The following is a 16,674-nucleotide window of genomic DNA, read 5'->3' on the forward strand; positions in this document are numbered from 1 at the left end:
CGGCGCGGGGCGGCGTGCGGTGTGCGGCGGCCGTCTCCGGCGGGCCGCCCGCTGGGCGCCCGCGCAACGGCGCGCGCGGCCGGTGGTTTCGCCGATGGCGGGACGCGGAGCCGGCCTTACATTCGGGCCGCACGCAATTCCGGGTGGAATTCGTGCCGAGCCAGAATGGGGTGATCGAAGTGCGCCGAAGACTCCGAACGATGATCGTGGCGATGGTCGCTTCCGTGGCGGCCCTCGCCGGGACGGGTCATGCGCTGGCCGCCGCTCCGGCGGCGGCCCCGGCGGCCGCGGCCACGCAGACGGTGACGGTGAAGTACGGCCCGTGGACGATCCCGGGCGGCACCATGGACCGTCCCGGCGAGCTGCCGAACGTGATGTCGGCGGCGCCGAAACCCTGCTCCAACTGCGACATCGTCGGCGAGAAGCCGGACCTGGTGTACGCCGACGGCAGCACCGCCGACATGAACAGCGGCCCGATGCTGCACCACTTCGTCATCTCGAACCTGGCCGCGCACGACACCGTCTGCCCGCTCAGCCCGCTCGGCGACCGCATCTGGGCGTCCGGCGACGAGCGCACGGAAAAGACCATGCCGGACGGTTACGGGATGCCGGTGAAAAGCTATGACCGGTGGGCCATGCTGACCGATCTGATGAATTACTCGTCGGCGCCGAAGACGGTCTACATTTCCATCACCTACACCATTGCCGCCGCCGGTTCGACGACGCCGGTGCGGTCGCTGTGGCTGGACGCGGGCGGCTGCCTCACCTCCGACTACAGCGTCCCGGCCGGGCCGAGCACGCACACGTGGAGTTGGACGTCCACGGTCGCCGGGCGCATCGTGTTCGCCAACGGCCACCAGCACGCGGGCGGCGTTCACGTGAAGGCCGCCGACGACACGACCGGCACGCTGATCTGCGACTCGCCCGCCACCTACGACACGATGGGCGGGATGCGGACCATCGTGAAGATGGGCACCTGCTCCGGCGACCCGCTCGCGACGGTCGCGCGCGGCGACCGGCTGACCGTCACCAGCTACTACGACTCGCCCGCCGCGCGGAACGACGTCATGGGCATCGTCCACGCCTACATCGCGGAGGGCTGACCGATGGCCCGTCCACGGATCCGCGGCAAGGCCCTGGCCGGCGCCGCCGCTCTCGCCGCCGCGGTGTTCGCGCTCCCGTCCGCGTCGGCGGCGCCGTCCGGTGCCGTCCCGTACGTCCCGGGCTGGACGGTCGCGGGGCAGAACATCGCCAACACGCGGTACGCGGCGACGGAGACGGTGATCTCGCCCGGCAACGCGTCGCGGCTCAAGCCGCGCTGGACCGCGACGCTCGGCGGCAACGTGTCCGCGACCCCGACGGTGTCGCTCGGCACCGTGTACGTCCCCGACTACGGCGGCAAGCTGTCGGCGGTGGACGCGCTCACCGGCGCGGTCCGCTGGCAGCGCCCGGTGTCGGACTACAGCGGCGTGTCCGGCGACGTGTCCCGGACGAGCCCGGCCGTCGCCGGCACGGAGATCGTGTTCGGCGACGGCGTGTCCAGCGTGCCGGGCGACGCCGGAGCCCGCGTCATGGCCGCCGACCGGGTCACCGGCGCGAAGCGCTGGAGCACGCTGATCGACGCGGACCCGGCCGCGATGGTGACGACGTCGCCGGTCGTGAACGGCGACACCGTCTACGTCGGGACGGCGAGCCGCGTCGAGTTCGGCGACGGCCATCCGGTGCGGTTCCGCGGCAGCGTCGTCGCGCTGGACGCGGTGACCGGCGCCGTCCGGTGGCGGCGGTACATGGCGCCCGACGGGTACACCGGCAACTCGGTGTGGGGCAGCTCGTTCGCCGTCGACAACACCACCGGGCGGTTGTTCGTGACGACCGGCAACAACTACACGGTGCCGGACGGCGTCTGCACCCGCCCCGGCCAGCAGGACTGCGAGCAGGGCCCGGACGACAACTACACCGACTCCGTCGTCGCCCTCGACCTGCGGACCGGCGCCGTCGACTGGTCGTTCAAGACGCTGACCGCCGACGTCGGGACGGAGGACTGCGAAACCTGCGGCCCTGACTTCGACTTCGGGTCGGCGCCGAATCTGTACCAGGTCTCCGACGGCGGGCACCTGCGCAGCATCCTCGGCGTCGGCCAGAAGAGCGGCATCTACTGGGCGCTCGACCCCGCGACCGGAAAGGAGATCTGGCACACCCAGGTCGGCCCGGGCAGCGACCTCGGCGGCATGGAGTGGGGGTCGGCGACCGACGGCAAGCGCGTGTACGTCGGCATCGGCAACGCCGAACACGAGGAGTACGACATCGTCGGCGCCGACGGGACGAAGACGACCGTGAACGGCGGCTCGTGGGCGGCGCTCGACGCGGCCACCGGCAAGATCCTCTGGCAGGTCGGCGACCCGTACGGGACGCTCGACATCGGGTTCCTCAGCGCGGCGAACGGCGTCGTCTACGCCGGCGGCATCAACGGCGCGGCCGACACGATGTTCGCGCTGAACGCCGCCAACGGCGACGTCCTGTGGCGGTACAACAGCGGCGGCGCGGTGATCGGCGGCGCGGCCGTCGTCGCCGGGACCGTCTACTGGGGCTCCGGATACTGGTTCGGGCTCTGCTCCGACGGCACCTACGACTGCGCGCAGAACAACAAGCTGTACGCGTTCTCCCCGTCCTGAGCCCGCCGCGTCCCGCCCTAGCATGAGGTCCGGAAGGACTTCCGGGACGGCGGGGAGACGGTGGCACCACTGAAGCGGGCACGGCGGCGCTCCCATCGGGGGACGCCGCTGTGCCTGCTGCTGCTGTTCGCCGGGCTGATGGCGATGCACGGCCTCCAGGCGTCCCCGGGCCCGATGGAGATGGCCGCCGCTCCGCTGGCGAGCGCCGGCGGCTCCGCGCACCATCACGTGGTGGTCGGCGACCCGCCGGGCGACCACCATCCGGACCATCCGAGCGGGCAGATGTGCCTGGGGATGCTGCTCATCTCCCTGCTGGTCGCGCTGCTGTTCGGCCTGTTCCGCGTGATGCGGGTGGCCGCCGTTGCGCGCCGTCCCGTCCGGACTCCCATGCCGCGCGGCGGACGTTCCCCGCCCGGCCCCTCCCTTCACCGGTTGAGCGTGCTGCGGCTGTGACAGGCCCTTGCGGTGCGCCGCTTCGGCGTGCCGCGAAGACCTGTCATGAACCGGCACACGAAAGGCTCGAACCAGTGAAACGCGCAATCGCGCTCGTCGCCGTCCCCGCCCTGGCCTTCGCCCTCGCGGCGTGCGGCGACTCCGGTGACTCCGACGGCAAGGGCGGCTCCAAGCCGTCCGCGACCCCGTCCATGTCCATGTCCGCTGCGCAGGCGTCGCACAACGAGCAGGACGTCATGTTCGCGCAGATGATGATCCCGCATCACCGGCAGGCCGTCGAGATGGCCGGGCTCGCGCCGTCCCGCGCGTCGTCCGCGCAGGTCAAGGCTCTCGCGGCGGGCATCGAGAAGGCCCAGGCACCGGAGATCGAGAAGATGACCGGCTGGCTGAAGGCGTGGGGCGCGCCCGCCGCGATGACCGGGATGCACCACGACATGCCCGGCATCATGAGTGACAAGGACATGACCTCGCTCAAGGCCCTCAAGGGCGCCGCCTTCGACAAGGCGTTCCTGCGGATGATGATCGAGCATCACCGGGGCGCCGTGACGATGGCGCGGGCCGAGGACCGCTCCGGTCAGAACGCCGACGCGAAGGCGCTGGCCGCGAGCATCGTCCGCACGCAGTCCGCCGAGATCGCCAAGATGCGCGACCTCCTGAAGTAGCGCCGGACGGCGGCCGGACGGGACGCTCCCGTCCGGCCGCCTCCGCGTCCCGGGTCAGCGGCCCTGGAGACCGCGGACGTTGTCGCCGAACGTCCAGCCCTTCGAGCCGTCCCAGTTGATGGACCAGGTCATCAGGCCCTTCAGAGCGCCGCCGAACTGGCTCCAGGCCTGCCCGACCAGGCTCGGCGCCATGTAGCCGCCGCCGGCGCCCGGCTGCGCGGGCAGCCCGGGGACCTGCTTGTCGTACGGCACCTTGATGGTCGTGCCCTGGATGGTCAGGCCGTTGTTCAGGCACTCGGTCTGCTTGACGAAGCCCTCGACCGTCCCGGCGGAGTACGAGTCACCGGAGCAGCCGTACATGCTGCCGTTGTAGTACTGCATGTTCAGCCACCACAGCCGCCCGTTGTCCGCGTACTTCTTGATGATCGGCAGGTAGGCGCCCCAGATCGACCCGTAGGTGACGCTGCCGCCGGTGACGTACGCGGTCTCCGGCGCCATCGTGAGCCCGAAGTTCGACGGCATCTGCGCGAGCACCCCGTCGATGATGCGGATCAGGTTGGTCTGCGAGGCGGACGGCTGGGTGATGCTGCCGCTGCCGGACAGGCCCGTCTCGATGTCGATGTCGATCCCGTCGAAGTTGTACTTCTTCAGGATCGGCACGATCGTCTGGACGAACCGGTCCGCGACGGTGCTCGAACTGAGGTCGATGCCCGCCGCGGCGCCGCCGATCGACATGAGGATCGTCGCGCCGGCCGCCTTCGCCGCGCACATCTCGGCGGGGGTGGCGACCTTGACGGTCGAGTCCATGCCGTCCTCCCACAGGACGGTGCCGTCCGACCGGATCACCGGGAACGCCGCGTTGATCACGTTGTAGCCGTGCTGCTTGATCACCGGATTGTCGATCGGCGTCCAGCCGAACGGCGGGTGGACGCCGTTGGACGCGCCGTCCCAGTTCTCCCAGTACCCCTGCAGCACCTTGCCGGCGGGCCGCGACTTCACCGCGCACGTCCCGTCGCCGGGCGGCGTCGTGGTCGGGGGCGTGGTCGGGGGCGTCGTCGTCGGGGTGGTCGGCGGCGTCGACGCGTCGCACGCACCGAGGTCGCGCCACAGCGTCGGCGTGGACGCGGGGTTCCAGTTCGCGCCGGGGTAGGCGGTGTGCGCGACGAGCGCCTCGTAACCGTCGCCGCTGTAGGTGACCTTGTCTCCGACCTTGTAGGTGGTGCCCTCCGCCCACGCCGGGTACGCGCAGGCGATCGACGGGGCGGACCGCGCGGACGACGGCGCCGACAGCGCGACCAGCGCGCCGAGGGACAGGACGACCGCCGCGGCGGCCGAGGCCAGCGCGGCCACGGCCGCGGACCATCGCTTGTGCTTGAGGTGCATCGGGACGACTCCTCGGTAAAGCGGGACACAGAGGAGCCGGTGTCAGAGCCGAACCGTCCCGCGGACGGGACCCTCCCAAGTCGAGGCGCAAACGACCGGCACGGACGCCATGCGAAGGGTAACCCCGGCGGCGCGGGCCGGGAAGGCCCCTATTCTTCCGTTCCGTCGCCCAGGGCTCGCTGCATCAGGATCGTGCCGATCCACTGCCCGTGCTTGTGGCCGACGCCGTCCAGCCGTCCCGCCTCGACGAACCCGAACCGCCGGTGCAGCGCCACGGACCCGTCGCCGTCGGCGTCGGCGATCACCGCGATCATCTGCCGCATCCCCGCCTTCGCCGCCCGCTCCACGAGCTCGCCGAGCAGCGCCGTCCCGAGCCCCTTGCCGAGATGGCCCGGGGCGAGGTAGATCGTGTCCTCGACGGTGTACCGGTACGCGGGCTTCGGCCGCCACGGCCCCGTGTACGCGTACCCGGCGACCTCGCCGTCCACCTCGGCGACGAGGAACGGCAGCCCGCGCCTTTCCAGGTCGTCGAGCCGCTCCCGCCACTCCGCGACCGTCTGCGGCGTCTCCGCGAACGTCGCCACGCTGTTCAGCACGTAATGCGCCGCGATCCCCGCCACCGCCTCGAGATCCTCGGCCCGAACGGCCCGCACCACCGTCATGAACGCCCTCCCAGCACCCCGCCCGACAATGCCACCCGCCGCCGCCGGCCGTCGATGCCTCGCACAGGGTGATCATGGTCTCACGGGGTGGGGGTGGCGTTGGGTGGAAGCATGGGAGGGAAGGGAGAGGACGTCGGGCGCCGCGTGGTGGGAGGAGCGACGGACATGAAGCTGACGAAGTTCAAGGCGCTGGTCTCGCTGGACGAGCGGGCGATCGGGACGGAGCTTCCGGCCGAGGGCTGCCCGTTCACGCTGCGGGAGAAGGGCGCGGAGCACAAGCCGAACGCGTTCCACAAGGTCGTCATGACGACCGACGACGGGGAGCCGCTGCGGCCGGGCGACGTCGACCACATCGTGACGATGACGCTGCTGACGGAGACGGCGGGGCCGGGCGCGTTCCCGGCGGGATGCCGGTTCGATCTGTGGCACGGCGAGAAGGTGGGGCACGGGCTGGTGTCGCGGCGGATGGTGATCTGAGGGTCACGCGGCGGTGAAGCGCCGTTCGGACTCCATGGCGGCCGCGACGTCCGCCGGGTAGCTGCGCCGCGCCCGCAGCAGGATCAGGCCGTTGACCAGCAGCGGGATCAGGGCGAGCAGGAACACGCGGTCCAGGCCGGTGCCGGAGTGGTCGCCGGGCGCGAAGACGCCGGACAGCCAGCCGAACAGGACGGGCGCGACCGCCTCGCCGAGCATCCGCAGGATCGTGCGGATGCTCTCGGCGCGGCCCCACAGCCCGAAGTGGACGACGTCGAGGCGGACGGCGTCCAGCGGCGGGTTCGCGCCGGCCAGCGCGGCGGCGGCGAGGAAGAACAGCGGCATCGCGAGCCACGCCGAGGTGGTCAGCAGGCCGGGCAGGAACAGCAGCGCGGACGCGGTGTAGGCGGCGCTCGGCACCAGCACGCGGGCGGCGACCCGGCCGCGCCGGACGAGGCGGTCGGCGAGGCGTCCGGCGGTGAGGACGCCGGCGAGCGCGCCGAGGCCGATGACCGGGACGAGCAGGCTCAGCTCGGCGCGCCCGACGCCGTACCGGTGCTGGACGAACACGATCGCGAAGGTCCGCAGCCCGGCGAAGAAGAAGTAGCCGATGGCGGACGCGACGATGATGATCACGTTGGTGCGGATCCGCAGCACGTGCTTCGCGGCCTGGGGCAGCGTCATCCGGGACGGGTCGGTGTGCAGCAGGCTCTCCGGGCGTGGCTGGACGCCCGATTCGTCCACCGCCTGCTGGGCGGCCTCGGCGCCGTCGCGGGCGTCGGCGCGGGCCGGGCCCTGCGCGCCGCGGCCGGGTTCGGGCAGCAGCCGCCAGACGGCGGCGGCGAGCAGCAGCCCGAGCACCGCGACGAACCAGAACGACACGCGCCAGCTCAGCGCGGCGGCGACGTTCCCGCCGACGACCAGGCCGAACCCGGCGCCGATCAGCTCGCCGGCGAGGATCCGCCCGTAGATGCCGGCGCGCTCGCGGTGCGGGAACAGGTCGCCGGTCAGGGACGCGACGGTGGGACCGGCGGTCGCGGTGACGGCGCCGAGCGCGACCCGGGACGTCAGCAGCCAGTCGTAGGACGTGGCGAGGCCGCCGACGACCATGGCGGCGCTCCACAGCACGATGCTGCCGGCGAGCAGCGGGACGCGCGGGACGCGGTCGGTGAGCATCCCGACCGGGACGGTGGCGACGGCGCCGACCAGGGACGGCGCGGCGGTCAGCACGCCGACCTGCGTGTTATCGATGTGCAGGGAGGTGCGCAGCTGCTCGACGATCGCGCCGATGACGCCGGAGTCGGCGGTGTTGAGGGCGAGGACGCAGGCGAGCAGCAGCACGACGCGGGCCTGGCGGGGCCCGCCGAGCCGGCGTGTGAGGGCGTCGACCGCCCGTCCCCATCCGCGTGGGGCCTGCGCCGTGATCACAACTACACGTAGTGCCCGGGCGCGCCGCAGGTATGTGGCGGCGGTGGGCGCGGGGGCGGCCGGGGCCCCGGTGAACGCGGGTCCCGGCCGGCCGATGGGCGGGTCAGAAGTAGTGGCCCTGGTCGAGGTCCTCGATCAGGGTCGGGTGGACGGGGTCCCAGCCGAGGAGCTCGCGGGTTTCGGCGTTGGGCATCGTGATGTCGTAGGTGACGAACGGGAAGCCCTTGAAGTGGTCGGCGGCCTGCTCGGCGGGGATGCTGACGGCCGGGACGTCCAGGTGGCGGCCGATGGCCTCGGCGATCTCGCGGACCGGGATGCCCGGTTCGGCGGCCGCGTACAGCTGCGCGCCGGCCGGCGCCCCGTCCAGGGCCAGCCGGTAGAGGCGGGCGAGGTCGAGGGTGTGGACGGCGGGCCAGTGGTTGGCGCCGTCGCCGACGTAGCCGGACACGCCGGTGGCGCGGGCGATCTCGATCATCCGGGGGACGAAGCCGTGCCGGTCCCGGTCGCTGTGCGTGACCGGCGGGATCCCGACGAGCATGGAGCGGACGCCGCGGTCGGTGAGTTCGGCGACGGCGCGGGAGCCGGCCGAGCGCGGGTTGGCGTTGATCGTCGCGTCGGTGGCCGCGTCGCCGGTGGGCGTGAAGCCGATGCCCATGAGGGTCTTGCCGGTGCCGGCCAGCGCGTCGCCGAACGCCTGGACGGCGGCGTGGTCGGCGGCGGCCGCGCGGGCGAAGGCGTCCGGGGCGACGCTGGCGTGGTCGAACGCGAGGTGGACGACCGCGTCGGCGGCGGCCGCGGCGTCGCGCAGCCCGTCGAGGTCGCCGAGGTCGCCGCGGCGTACCCGGGCGCCCAGGGCCTGGACGGCGGCGGCGGAGGCGTCGGAGCGGGCGAGGCCGGTGACCTCGTGCCCGGCCCGGAGCAGTTCGGGCACGACGGCGGATCCGATGTGGCCGCTCGCACCGGTGACGAAGACGCGCATGAGGGGCTCCCCTGCAAGTGATGTGACTTGGTACCGTCACCGTACCAGCAGTGACGGTACCAAGTAACATCACCTATGCTGTCCGCCATGGCCCGATGGGAACCGAACGCGCGGGAGCGGCTGGTGCGCGCCGCCATCGACCTGTTCGCCGAGCAGGGCTACGACGCCACCACCGTCACCGGGATCGCCGAGCGCGCCGGGCTGACCAAGACCACCTTCTTCCGGCACTTCCCGGACAAGCGCGAGGTGCTGTTCGCGGGCCAGGAACTGCACAGCCGGACCCTCGCCGAGGCGGTCGCCGCGGCGCCCGCCCAGGCCACGCCGCTGGAGGCGGTCGCCGCCGCCCTCGACGCCCTCGCGGCCACCTTCACCGAGGACCGCCGCGACTTCGCCGCCCGGCTCCTCGCCGTCATCGCCGCCAACGACGAGCTGCGCGAGCGTGCCGCGTTCAAGCACGACCAGCTCGCCGCCGCCATCGCCGGCGCGCTCCGCGAGCGCGGCACGCCCGGCCCGGCCGCGGGCCTCGCCGCCGAACTCGGCGTCCGCGCGTTCGACGACGCCTTCGCCCGCTGGTCCGACCCGTCCGTCGCGCGGACGCTCACCGACCTCGCGCGCGAGGCGCTCGACGAGCTGCGCGCCGCGCTGGCCGCCCTCGGCTAGGTGCGCGCCGCGCCGGCCGCGCTCGGCTAGGTGCCCGGCTTGGACATCAGCGCGTGCATCTTCGCCTTGACCGGCTCCGGCATCGCCCGGGACGCCGTCGTCTGCACCTTGGTGCGCGCCGAGCCGGTGACGACGTGGTCCTTGCCCGCCATGAGCGCCTCGTAGGCCTGCCGCGCCACGTCCGCCGGGTCGTCCTTGCCGGCCTTGCCGAGCCGGGTGTCGAGCACCCCGGCCCGCTCGAAGAAGTTCGTCCGCGTCGGGCCGGGAAGCAGCGCCGTCACGGTGACGCCGGTGCCGTGCAGCTCGTGGCGCAGCGCTTCCGCGAACGAGTACAGGAACGCTTTAGACGCCGCGTACGTGGCGAGATACGGGCCCGGGGACGTCGCGGCGATCGACGAGGTGAACAGCACCCGCCCCGAACCCCGCCGGACCATGTCGTTCAGCACCAGCTTCGCCAGGTGGACGGCCGACCGGACGTTCAGGTCGACGAGGTTCAGCTCGTCGGCGAGCGCGTTGTCGCGCGCGAAGTCGCCGCCGACCCCGACGCCCGCGTTGATCGCCACCGCGTCCAGGGGGCGCGTGCCCACCGCCGCGTACAGCTCCTCGACCCCCTGCGGCGTCGCCAGGTCCACCCGGACGGGCGTCGCGTCCCCCACGGCCTCGGCCGCCGCGGTGATCTCCGCGTTCTCCGCCGCCATGATCACATGGAGGCCGTGCCGGGCGAACTCGTCCGCCAGCGCCCGCCCGATGCCGGTGGACGCGCCGGTGACCAGCGCCAGCCGCGTCGGCTCCGTCATGGCCCCTCCTCCTGGAACGTCAGTCCTGACCGCGGCCGGTGATCTTGTCGCGGACCCTGTCGGCCGCCGCCACCGCCGGACCGGCCGCCTTGAGGATCCCCGGCTTCGGCGGGGTGTTCGGGTGCGGGCGCGTCGGCGCGAGCTTCTTGCCCCGCTCGAGCTTCTCGCCGAGCCGCTCCGCCCGCTCGTCGGTCATGACCTTGCGCAGCGCCGGCCACACCTCGGTCTCCTCGAAGGCGATGTGCGCGCGGCCGGCGGTGATGAGGTTCGCGAGCAGCTCCTCGAACCGCGGCTCGCCCGCGTCCAGCCCGATCAGCTCGTTCAGCACCTTCTTCGCCGCCTGCTCCTGCTCGACGGCGCGGTCGGCGAGCCGGTCGCCCTCGGTCAGCAGCTCGCGCACCGCCGGCCAGAAGTACTCCTCCTCGACCGCCTCGTGCTTGGACTCCTCGATGATGAGCCGCTCCACCATCTTCTTGCGCAGCCGCAGCCCGTCCTCGCCGTGCACGGACGCCTCGGACGCCCCCGCCGAGCCGGCCTCCAGCTCGGTGAGCATCTGCTTGACCTCGGTGTGGTCGTCCGCCAGGACCGTGAAGACGTCGGTCATCGCTACCTCCTCGAAACCCGTGTCCGGGTTCCCCTGCCCCCACGTCCACCGCCAAACGCGGTGGTACGTTCCGATCCGTGGAGCTTTCCTCCGTTGTGACCGGCGGCGGGCGCGGCATCGGCCGCGCGATCGCCGAACGCCTCCTCGCCGACGGCGGGCACGTGGTGGTCGTCGACCTGGACCCGTCCGCCGTGGACTGGGCGACCGGCCCGCGCGTCACCGCCGTCGCCGGCGACGTGCGGGACGAGGCCGTCGCGGCCCGGGCGGCGGACGCCGCGCAGGCCATGGGCACCCTCAAGGGCTGGGTCAACAACGCCGCCGTCTTCCGCGACGCCACCGTGGACGTGCCGGGGGCGCGCGAGGTCATCGACGCGGTGGCGCTGAACTTCGACCCCGCCGTGGTGGGATCGCTGACCGCGATCCGCCGCTTCCTGGACGCGGGCACGGGCGGCGCGGTCGTGAACGTGTCATCGCACCAGGCGGCGCGTCCCGTCCGGGGATCGCTCACCTACGCGACGGCGAAGGCGGCCGTCGAGGGCTTCAGCCGCGCCCTCGCCGTGGACTACGGCCCGCGCGGCGTCCGCGTCAACGTCGTCGCGCTCGGCTCCATCACCACCGCCCGCTACGAGGCGTTCCTCGCGGACAAGGACCCCGCGTCCGCCGCGCGGATCGAGGACCAGATGCGCGCCCTGCACCCGGTCGGCCGCGTCGGCCGCCCCGACGAGGTCGCCGCGACCGTCCGCTACCTGCTCTCGGACGAGGCGAGCTTCGTCAACGGCGCCGTCGTCCCCGTCGACGGCGGCCGCTCCGTCCAAGGCCACGACCCCGAAGAAGCCTGACCCTCAGTCGTCCTGCTCGACGACGAACGTGCCGCGCCCGACGACGCCGTGCACGAGGCCCTTGTCGCGCAGCACCCGCAGCGCTTCGTTGGCGGTCCGCCGCGACACGTCGTAGGTGTCGCAGATCTGGGTCGCGGACGGGACCCTGCCGCCGCGCGGGATCGTGCCGTCCGCGATCTGCGCCTCGAGATCGTCCGCGACCTGGAGATACAGCGGCCGGGCGCCGTCCAGGTTGATCTGCGCCATGATCTTGACCCTAGCTGACCAGGGTTTATGGTCGTAGACACGGTTCTACTTGGGTATACACGTGGCAACCCGTGACAACTTCTCGTACCTTGGAAGAGAGACGGCCCCGGCGCGGCGATGGCGCGCCGTGCCGGGGCCTAGGACCGACCGCCCTGAGGAGGCGAACGATCCATGACCCCCGATGCTAGAGCGCGGCTCGAAGCGCTGGGCACGGTGTTGCGCGCGCACGGGCTGCGGGCGCGGATGACCCTGGACGGGCTGCACGTCGAGAACCCGGAGGCGCCGGGGTGCTGCGCGGCGCATCCGGCGGACGTGATCGGCGTGCGGGCGCGCGAGGACGACGGCGGGCGGCCGTGGTTCTTCACCTCGTGGTGCCATCCGATCGCGGAGGCGGACCAGATATCGGACGCCGTGCTGGCGCTGAAATCGCTGCTGAACGGGGAGCCGGGGGTGGAGCTGTGAGCCTGATGGTCGTCGTGGCGGCGGTGCTCGGCTTCGTGGCCGGGGGTGTGGCCTTCCTCGGCGCGTCGGTGACGGCGCCGAGCGCGCGGCCCCGATACCAGGGGAGGCATCGCGCCGGCTTCTGATCCGGGGTGTCAGCAGGAGGCGGTGGCCTCTTGCAGGTCGCGGAGCGTCCGGCGCGCGAGGTCGGCGAAGTCGTCGCCGTTGGCCGTGTCGCTCCAGCGCTCGAAGGCGATCTTCATGGCGAGCGCGCCGAGTTCCGCGGCGACGCGGGCGGTCAGTTCGGGGACGCCGCGCCGCTGGAGCGCGCCGGCCAGCGCGGCGGTGAGGGCGAGTCCCTTCAGCGCCTCGCGTTCCTGCAGCTCGGGGTGGGTGGCGATCACCGCCCGGCGGCGGGCGGTGAACTCGCGGCGGTCGGGCGTGAAGGCTTCGCGGCCGACCGCGTCCAGGACGTGCGCCACCGCTTCGAGGGGGGTCGCGGTCGCGGGGGCGGCGGCGATCCCCTTGGCGAGGAGCCCGGTCATCGTGTCGCCGCCGAAGAGGACTTCCCGCTTGTCCGGGAAGTAGCGGAAGAAGGTGCTCTTGGTCAGGTCGGCGCGCCGCGCGATGTCGATCACCGTCGTGTTCTCGTAGCCGCGCTCCGCGAAGAGGTCGAGGGCGGCGGCGACGAGCCGCTGCGACGCGTTGGGCTGCCAGCGGGCCATGCGAACAGTGTACGGCACTTGGTCCCATCACTCGTGTACAGTGATAAGACCAAGTCCCATCACCGTCGCTCACGGAGGTCCGTCATGAGCCGAGCCGTCATCTACGAGACGTTCGGGGGTCCCGAGGTACTGGAGCTGCGGGACGTCCCCGAGCCGCACGCCGGCCCGGGCGAGGTCCGCGTCCGCGTGACGACCGTCGGGCTGAACCCGATGGACTGGCTCCTCGCCGCGCGGCCCGACGCGGCGGCGCGGTTCGGCATCACCCTGCCGTCCGGCTTCGGGTCCGACTTCGCGGGCGTGGTCGACGAGGTCGGCGACGGCGCCGCGGGGTTCGCCGCGGGCGACCGCGTCTACGGCGGCGCGGTGGGGAGGGCCGCCGCCGACTTCCTGGTGATCAAGGTGCCGACGGCGTCGCCCGAGATGCTGTGGCACACGCCGGACGGCATCGGCGACGAGGTGGCGAGCACGCTTCCGGTGGCCGGATTGAGCGCCGCCGCCGCTCTCGCGGCGATCGATCTGGGGTCCGGCGACACCGTCCTGATCGGCGGCGCGGCGGGCGGTGTGGGCGTGTTCACCGTCCAGCTCGCGAAGCTCGCCGGCGCCACCGTGATCGGCACCGCCTCGGAGGGCACCTTCGACTTCCTGCGGCAGTTGGGCGCCGAGCCCGTGACGTACGGTCCCGGCCTGGCCGACCGGGTCAGGGCCCTGGCCCCGGATGGCGTGACCGCCGCGACCGACCTGTTCGGCACCGAGACGGCCGAGACCGCGCTCGCGCTCGGCGTCCCGCCCGAGCGGATCTCCACGATCGCCGCGGGGCCCACCCCTCCCGGCGGCGTGCGCGCGACCGGCGGCTTCGACGCGCGGCCCGACGCCCTGGACCGCATCACCGACGCGATCCTCGCCGGCGAGCTGACCGTGCCGATCGCCGCGACGTTCCCGATCGAGAAGGTCCGCGACGCGGTGGCGCTGCAGGCCGGACGCCACGTCCACGGCAAGGTCGTGATCACGCTCTGACGCCGGGACTTCGGGCTTCACCAGGGAAAACACGGGGTCCCGGGGACGCTTGAGAGGGCCGTGCGGTTGCCATCGTACCCACACATGGCCACACGCCCCCATGTGTAAGCGAATACCGGTACAAAGAGGCATTCGCTGATCGACGAAAGGGGTTCCCGGGGTGAAGAGGCGCGTAGTTGCGGGGGTCGTGGCCATCGCCGGAGCGGTGGCGGCGGGGCTGCTGGCGGCGGCCCCGGCGGAGGCCGCGAGCCCGGTGCAGATCTACCGGGTCTACTTCGACTCGCCCGGCAAGGACACGGGGTCGAACGCGTCGCTGAACGCCGAGTGGGTGCAGCTGTACAACACCTCGGCCTCGTCGAAGCAGCTCAAGGGGGTCACGCTGCGCGACAAGTCCGGGCACACGTACAAGTTCGGCTCGTTCACCATCAAGGGGCACAAGTCGGTCTACGTACACACGGGGCGGGGCACGAACACCGCGACGAACCGGTACTGGGGCTCGAAGGCCTACATCTGGAACAACACCGGTGACACCGCCTACCTCCGCTACCCGAGCGGCGCGCTGGCGGACTCCTGCAAGTGGGGCAGCAGCGGCTCGTCCAAGTACTGCTGACGCGTGACGGCCCGCCCGGACGCGCCGTCCGGGCGGGCCGTGGCGGTTCGCCGGCGTCAGGCCATCGCCTTCATGTTGGCCTCGATCACCGCGGTGGTCTCCTGCAACCGGTCCGTCGGGCTGAACTCGATCACCTCGGCGCCACCGAACATCAGCGGGACGTGGCCCGGTGCCGCGTAGTAGGCGTCACCGGCGTGGAAGACCTCGTCGCGGTCGGCGTACCGGAAGATGATCTGGCCCTTGACGACGACGCCCCAGTGCGGGCACTGGCAGCGGTCGTCGGGCAGCCCCCGGAACAGGGCGGCGGGGTCGAAGTCGGCCTTGTCCGTCTCGTAGGCGACGGTGCAGCCGCCCAGGTCCGCGACGCGGACCTCGATCATCGGCTCGTCCACGGCGATCGGCGTCTCCTGCTTGCTGGTCCTCGGCATGGCGGCCTCCTTTCTCCTCACCCCTGGGGCGTGAGAAGCGGCGGCACGGTGTGAGATCGGGGCTCACACCGTCCACTTCTCCAGCGGATCCGGGTCGTAGACGCAGAACGCGCCGGTGCGGACGGACCGGTCGAGGTGCCGGCCGAGCGCCGGGTCGTCGCGGGCGATGCGGCGGACCGCGCCCCGGATGCGGGACGTGACCGCGGTGCGGGCGCGCTCGGCGGCGGACCCGGTGCGGCGGACCCGTCCGCCCAGCCCGTACGCGGTGGCCAGCGCCTCCAGCAGGGCTTCGCGTTCGGCGGCGCGATCGGGGTCGCCCTCCAGCTCCCGCAGCCGCTCCCGGTAGGCGGCGCGGGCGGTGGCGTCGAGGACCTCGCCGGTGTCGGACGGCTCGTGCAGCCCGCCCGTCCCCGGGTCCGGCGCCGGTGCCCGGTCCGGCGACGCGGCGGTGGCGAGGTCGAGGGCGGCGATCTCCCGTCCCGGCTGGGCAAGGAGTTTCGCCAGGTCGCGCAGGCCCTTGCCGTCGCGGAGCCGGGTCTCGACGCCCCTGTACCGGACGGTCCAGAACTCGCCCTCGCGCCGGAACACCGAACCACCGCCCGGCCCGCCCGGCGGGCCACCCGGCGGGCCGCCGGACCGGTCGTCCAGCAGGTCGAGGAAGTGCGCGACCGGGCCCCGGACGGCCGCGCCGAACCCCTCGACCGCGTACAGGTCCCGGTACGGGGCCAGCCGGTCGCGGACCCAGGACGCCACCGGATGCGGCCCGGCCAGCGCGACCGTCTCGGCGACCTGCGCCAGCGCGGGCAGCCATTCGGAGTCGCGCGGCAGGCCGGGCAGCAGCGGCGCGACCGCGTCCAGCCCCGCGCGGGCCTCGCCGGTGCGGCCGAGCTGCGCGAGCAGCAGCGCCCGGCTGATCCGGGGCCAGACCCCGCCGGGCTCCAGGGAGTCGAGCGCGGCGAGCATCCCCGCGAGCCCGTCGCGGTCGCCGAGCGCGGCGAGCAGGCACCAGCGCTGCGTCTGGACGAGCAGGGACGCGTTCGCGCTGCCGGCCCGGGCGCCGATCGTCTCCGCCTCGCCGAGCGCGAGGCGGCACTCGTCGTAGCGGCCCTCGCGCAGCGCCCACATGCCCCGCCACAGCGGGACGAGCCACAGGTAGCGCGGGTGGCGGAGGGCGGCGGCGGCCGCGCCGAAGGCCAGCGCGTCCGCCTGCGCGTCGGCCATCGCGCCCGTCTCGAGGTGCGCGACGAACCGGAGCCGGCGGCCGAGCAGCTCCAGCGGCGCGTTCCGCAGCCCGGACGCCAGCTCGATGATCTCGGTGGCGTGCGCGCGGCGGTCCGCGCAGTGGTCCGGCCCCGCCTGGGCGTCGCACAGCGCGGCGAGGGCGGCGGCGAGCGCGGTCGCGTCCCCGGACGCGCGGCCCAGCCGGACGGCCTCGGTGGCGAGCGCGAGCCGCCGCGGGTCCGGTTCGAGCAGCGACGACGCGACCGACAGCCGCGCGGTGACCAGGGCGGACAGGTCGGGCCGGGTGTCCGGCAGCGCGGCGCGGGCCTCGGCGAGCAGGTCGAGCTGCGCGCGGTCCAGCATGCCGACCTCGAAG

The 16,674-nt window shown here is 73.1% G+C and carries 21 protein-coding genes; 11 read left to right on the forward strand and 10 right to left on the reverse strand.

What is annotated here, in order from left to right; genetic code table 11:
- Nucleotides 1–212 precede the first annotated feature (212 nt).
- The 4 genes from F9B16_RS40340 (at nucleotide 213) to F9B16_RS40355 (ending at nucleotide 3,787) form a co-directional block, all read left to right on the forward strand.
- The gene (locus tag F9B16_RS40340) at nucleotides 213–1,103 is read left to right on the forward strand and encodes a hypothetical protein (protein ID WP_192809223.1); all 891 of its coding nucleotides are present in this window, start codon (nucleotides 213–215) and stop codon (nucleotides 1,101–1,103) included.
- 3 nt (nucleotides 1,104–1,106) lie between these two features.
- On the forward strand, nucleotides 1,107–2,672 hold the full coding sequence (locus tag F9B16_RS40345; protein WP_151545539.1) for an outer membrane protein assembly factor BamB family protein: 1,566 nt from the start codon (nucleotides 1,107–1,109) through the stop codon (nucleotides 2,670–2,672).
- Between the two features lie 60 nt (nucleotides 2,673–2,732).
- Entirely contained in the window at nucleotides 2,733–3,125 is a 393-nt protein-coding gene (locus F9B16_RS40350; RefSeq protein ID WP_151545540.1) for a DUF6153 family protein, read from the forward strand.
- 74 nt (nucleotides 3,126–3,199) lie between these two features.
- Nucleotides 3,200–3,787: a DUF305 domain-containing protein gene (locus F9B16_RS40355; RefSeq protein WP_151545541.1), complete on the forward strand. Its 588-nt coding sequence runs from the start codon at nucleotides 3,200–3,202 to the stop codon at nucleotides 3,785–3,787.
- A 54-nt stretch (nucleotides 3,788–3,841) separates the two neighbouring features.
- Here the strand turns inward: F9B16_RS40355 and F9B16_RS40360 are convergent, their stop codons facing one another.
- A complete protein-coding gene (locus F9B16_RS40360) occupies nucleotides 3,842–5,170 on the reverse strand; it encodes a carbohydrate-binding protein (protein WP_151545542.1) in 1,329 nt (442 codons plus the stop codon).
- Between the two features lie 149 nt (nucleotides 5,171–5,319).
- Complete coding sequence (locus F9B16_RS40365; RefSeq protein WP_151545543.1) at nucleotides 5,320–5,832, reverse strand: GNAT family N-acetyltransferase; 513 nt, start codon at nucleotides 5,830–5,832, stop codon at nucleotides 5,320–5,322.
- A gap of 165 nt (nucleotides 5,833–5,997) precedes the next feature.
- Here F9B16_RS40365 and F9B16_RS40370 point away from each other — a divergent pair, with 165 nt between their 5' ends.
- Nucleotides 5,998–6,309: a hypothetical protein gene (locus tag F9B16_RS40370; RefSeq protein WP_151545544.1), complete on the forward strand. Its 312-nt coding sequence runs from the start codon at nucleotides 5,998–6,000 to the stop codon at nucleotides 6,307–6,309.
- A 3-nt stretch (nucleotides 6,310–6,312) separates the two neighbouring features.
- Here F9B16_RS40370 and F9B16_RS40375 read toward each other — a convergent pair whose 3' ends face one another.
- Both F9B16_RS40375 and F9B16_RS40380 read right to left on the reverse strand, forming a co-directional pair.
- Entirely contained in the window at nucleotides 6,313–7,734 is a 1,422-nt protein-coding gene (locus F9B16_RS40375) for an MFS transporter (protein ID WP_225992368.1), read from the reverse strand.
- 103 nt (nucleotides 7,735–7,837) lie between these two features.
- The gene (locus F9B16_RS40380) at nucleotides 7,838–8,713 is read right to left on the reverse strand and encodes an SDR family oxidoreductase (protein WP_151545545.1); all 876 of its coding nucleotides are present in this window, start codon (nucleotides 8,711–8,713) and stop codon (nucleotides 7,838–7,840) included.
- Between the two features lie 87 nt (nucleotides 8,714–8,800).
- Here F9B16_RS40380 and F9B16_RS40385 point away from each other — a divergent pair, with 87 nt between their 5' ends.
- Nucleotides 8,801–9,373: a TetR/AcrR family transcriptional regulator gene (locus F9B16_RS40385; protein ID WP_151545546.1), complete on the forward strand. Its 573-nt coding sequence runs from the start codon at nucleotides 8,801–8,803 to the stop codon at nucleotides 9,371–9,373.
- Nucleotides 9,374–9,399: 26 nt separating this feature from the next.
- Here F9B16_RS40385 and F9B16_RS40390 read toward each other — a convergent pair whose 3' ends face one another.
- Entirely contained in the window at nucleotides 9,400–10,170 is a 771-nt protein-coding gene (locus F9B16_RS40390) for an SDR family NAD(P)-dependent oxidoreductase (protein ID WP_151545547.1), read from the reverse strand.
- Nucleotides 10,171–10,189: 19 nt separating this feature from the next.
- Nucleotides 10,190–10,774 (reverse strand): hemerythrin domain-containing protein, encoded by a 585-nt coding sequence (locus F9B16_RS40395; RefSeq protein WP_151545548.1) that lies wholly within the window; start codon nucleotides 10,772–10,774, stop codon nucleotides 10,190–10,192.
- A 77-nt stretch (nucleotides 10,775–10,851) separates the two neighbouring features.
- Here F9B16_RS40395 and F9B16_RS40400 point away from each other — a divergent pair, with 77 nt between their 5' ends.
- A complete protein-coding gene (locus F9B16_RS40400) occupies nucleotides 10,852–11,613 on the forward strand; it encodes an SDR family NAD(P)-dependent oxidoreductase (protein ID WP_151545549.1) in 762 nt (253 codons plus the stop codon).
- 3 nt (nucleotides 11,614–11,616) lie between these two features.
- On the opposite strand, the gene F9B16_RS40405 is transcribed toward F9B16_RS40400, so the two are convergent.
- On the reverse strand, nucleotides 11,617–11,859 hold the full coding sequence (locus F9B16_RS40405; RefSeq protein ID WP_151545550.1) for a GntR family transcriptional regulator: 243 nt from the start codon (nucleotides 11,857–11,859) through the stop codon (nucleotides 11,617–11,619).
- A gap of 171 nt (nucleotides 11,860–12,030) precedes the next feature.
- On the opposite strand from F9B16_RS40405, the gene F9B16_RS40410 reads away from it, so the two are divergent.
- Complete coding sequence (locus tag F9B16_RS40410) at nucleotides 12,031–12,321, forward strand: hypothetical protein (RefSeq protein WP_151545551.1); 291 nt, start codon at nucleotides 12,031–12,033, stop codon at nucleotides 12,319–12,321.
- Nucleotides 12,318–12,446: a hypothetical protein gene (locus tag F9B16_RS53740; RefSeq protein WP_264159847.1), complete on the forward strand. Its 129-nt coding sequence runs from the start codon at nucleotides 12,318–12,320 to the stop codon at nucleotides 12,444–12,446. Before F9B16_RS40410 ends, F9B16_RS53740 begins: the two co-directional genes overlap by 4 nt.
- Nucleotides 12,447–12,455: 9 nt before the next feature.
- Here F9B16_RS53740 and F9B16_RS40415 read toward each other — a convergent pair whose 3' ends face one another.
- Nucleotides 12,456–13,025 (reverse strand): TetR/AcrR family transcriptional regulator, encoded by a 570-nt coding sequence (locus tag F9B16_RS40415; protein WP_151545552.1) that lies wholly within the window; start codon nucleotides 13,023–13,025, stop codon nucleotides 12,456–12,458.
- Nucleotides 13,026–13,109: 84 nt separating this feature from the next.
- Between F9B16_RS40415 and F9B16_RS40420 the strand changes: the two genes are divergently transcribed.
- Together F9B16_RS40420 and F9B16_RS40425 are read left to right on the forward strand one after the other, a co-directional pair.
- A complete protein-coding gene (locus F9B16_RS40420) occupies nucleotides 13,110–14,039 on the forward strand; it encodes an NADP-dependent oxidoreductase (protein WP_151545553.1) in 930 nt (309 codons plus the stop codon).
- A 187-nt stretch (nucleotides 14,040–14,226) separates the two neighbouring features.
- A complete protein-coding gene (locus F9B16_RS40425) occupies nucleotides 14,227–14,649 on the forward strand; it encodes a lamin tail domain-containing protein (RefSeq protein ID WP_225992369.1) in 423 nt (140 codons plus the stop codon).
- A gap of 56 nt (nucleotides 14,650–14,705) precedes the next feature.
- Here the strand turns inward: F9B16_RS40425 and F9B16_RS40430 are convergent, their stop codons facing one another.
- Both F9B16_RS40430 and F9B16_RS40435 read right to left on the reverse strand, forming a co-directional pair.
- The gene (locus tag F9B16_RS40430) at nucleotides 14,706–15,077 is read right to left on the reverse strand and encodes a cupin domain-containing protein (RefSeq protein WP_151545555.1); all 372 of its coding nucleotides are present in this window, start codon (nucleotides 15,075–15,077) and stop codon (nucleotides 14,706–14,708) included.
- A 63-nt stretch (nucleotides 15,078–15,140) separates the two neighbouring features.
- Nucleotides 15,141–16,674: hypothetical protein (locus F9B16_RS40435; protein ID WP_404800560.1), on the reverse strand; the 1,534-nt coding region annotated here is incomplete at its 5' end.

It is taken from the genome of Actinomadura montaniterrae, assembly GCF_008923365.1.
Classification (GTDB): Bacteria; Actinomycetota; Actinomycetes; order Streptosporangiales; family Streptosporangiaceae; genus Spirillospora; species Spirillospora montaniterrae.

Bases quoted from the DNA above. Each gene is read 5' to 3' on its own strand.
- F9B16_RS40340 (WP_192809223.1), top strand. From the start codon at position 213: ATGGTCGCTTCCGTGGCGGCCCTCGCCGGGACGGGTCATGCGCTGGCC.
- F9B16_RS40345 (WP_151545539.1), top strand. From the start codon at position 1,107: ATGGCCCGTCCACGGATCCGCGGCAAGGCCCTGGCCGGCGCCGCCGCT.
- F9B16_RS40360 (WP_151545542.1), bottom strand. From the start codon at position 5,170: ATGCACCTCAAGCACAAGCGATGGTCCGCGGCCGTGGCCGCGCTGGCC.
- F9B16_RS40365 (WP_151545543.1), bottom strand. From the start codon at position 5,832: ATGACGGTGGTGCGGGCCGTTCGGGCCGAGGATCTCGAGGCGGTGGCG.
- F9B16_RS40370 (WP_151545544.1), top strand. From the start codon at position 5,998: ATGAAGCTGACGAAGTTCAAGGCGCTGGTCTCGCTGGACGAGCGGGCG.
- F9B16_RS40380 (WP_151545545.1), bottom strand. From the start codon at position 8,713: ATGCGCGTCTTCGTCACCGGTGCGAGCGGCCACATCGGATCCGCCGTC.
- F9B16_RS40385 (WP_151545546.1), top strand. From the start codon at position 8,801: ATGGCCCGATGGGAACCGAACGCGCGGGAGCGGCTGGTGCGCGCCGCC.
- F9B16_RS40390 (WP_151545547.1), bottom strand. From the start codon at position 10,170: ATGACGGAGCCGACGCGGCTGGCGCTGGTCACCGGCGCGTCCACCGGC.
- F9B16_RS40395 (WP_151545548.1), bottom strand. From the start codon at position 10,774: ATGACCGACGTCTTCACGGTCCTGGCGGACGACCACACCGAGGTCAAG.
- F9B16_RS40405 (WP_151545550.1), bottom strand. From the start codon at position 11,859: ATGGCGCAGATCAACCTGGACGGCGCCCGGCCGCTGTATCTCCAGGTC.
- F9B16_RS40410 (WP_151545551.1), top strand. From the start codon at position 12,031: ATGACCCCCGATGCTAGAGCGCGGCTCGAAGCGCTGGGCACGGTGTTG.
- F9B16_RS40415 (WP_151545552.1), bottom strand. From the start codon at position 13,025: ATGGCCCGCTGGCAGCCCAACGCGTCGCAGCGGCTCGTCGCCGCCGCC.
- F9B16_RS40420 (WP_151545553.1), top strand. From the start codon at position 13,110: ATGAGCCGAGCCGTCATCTACGAGACGTTCGGGGGTCCCGAGGTACTG.
- F9B16_RS40430 (WP_151545555.1), bottom strand. From the start codon at position 15,077: ATGCCGAGGACCAGCAAGCAGGAGACGCCGATCGCCGTGGACGAGCCG.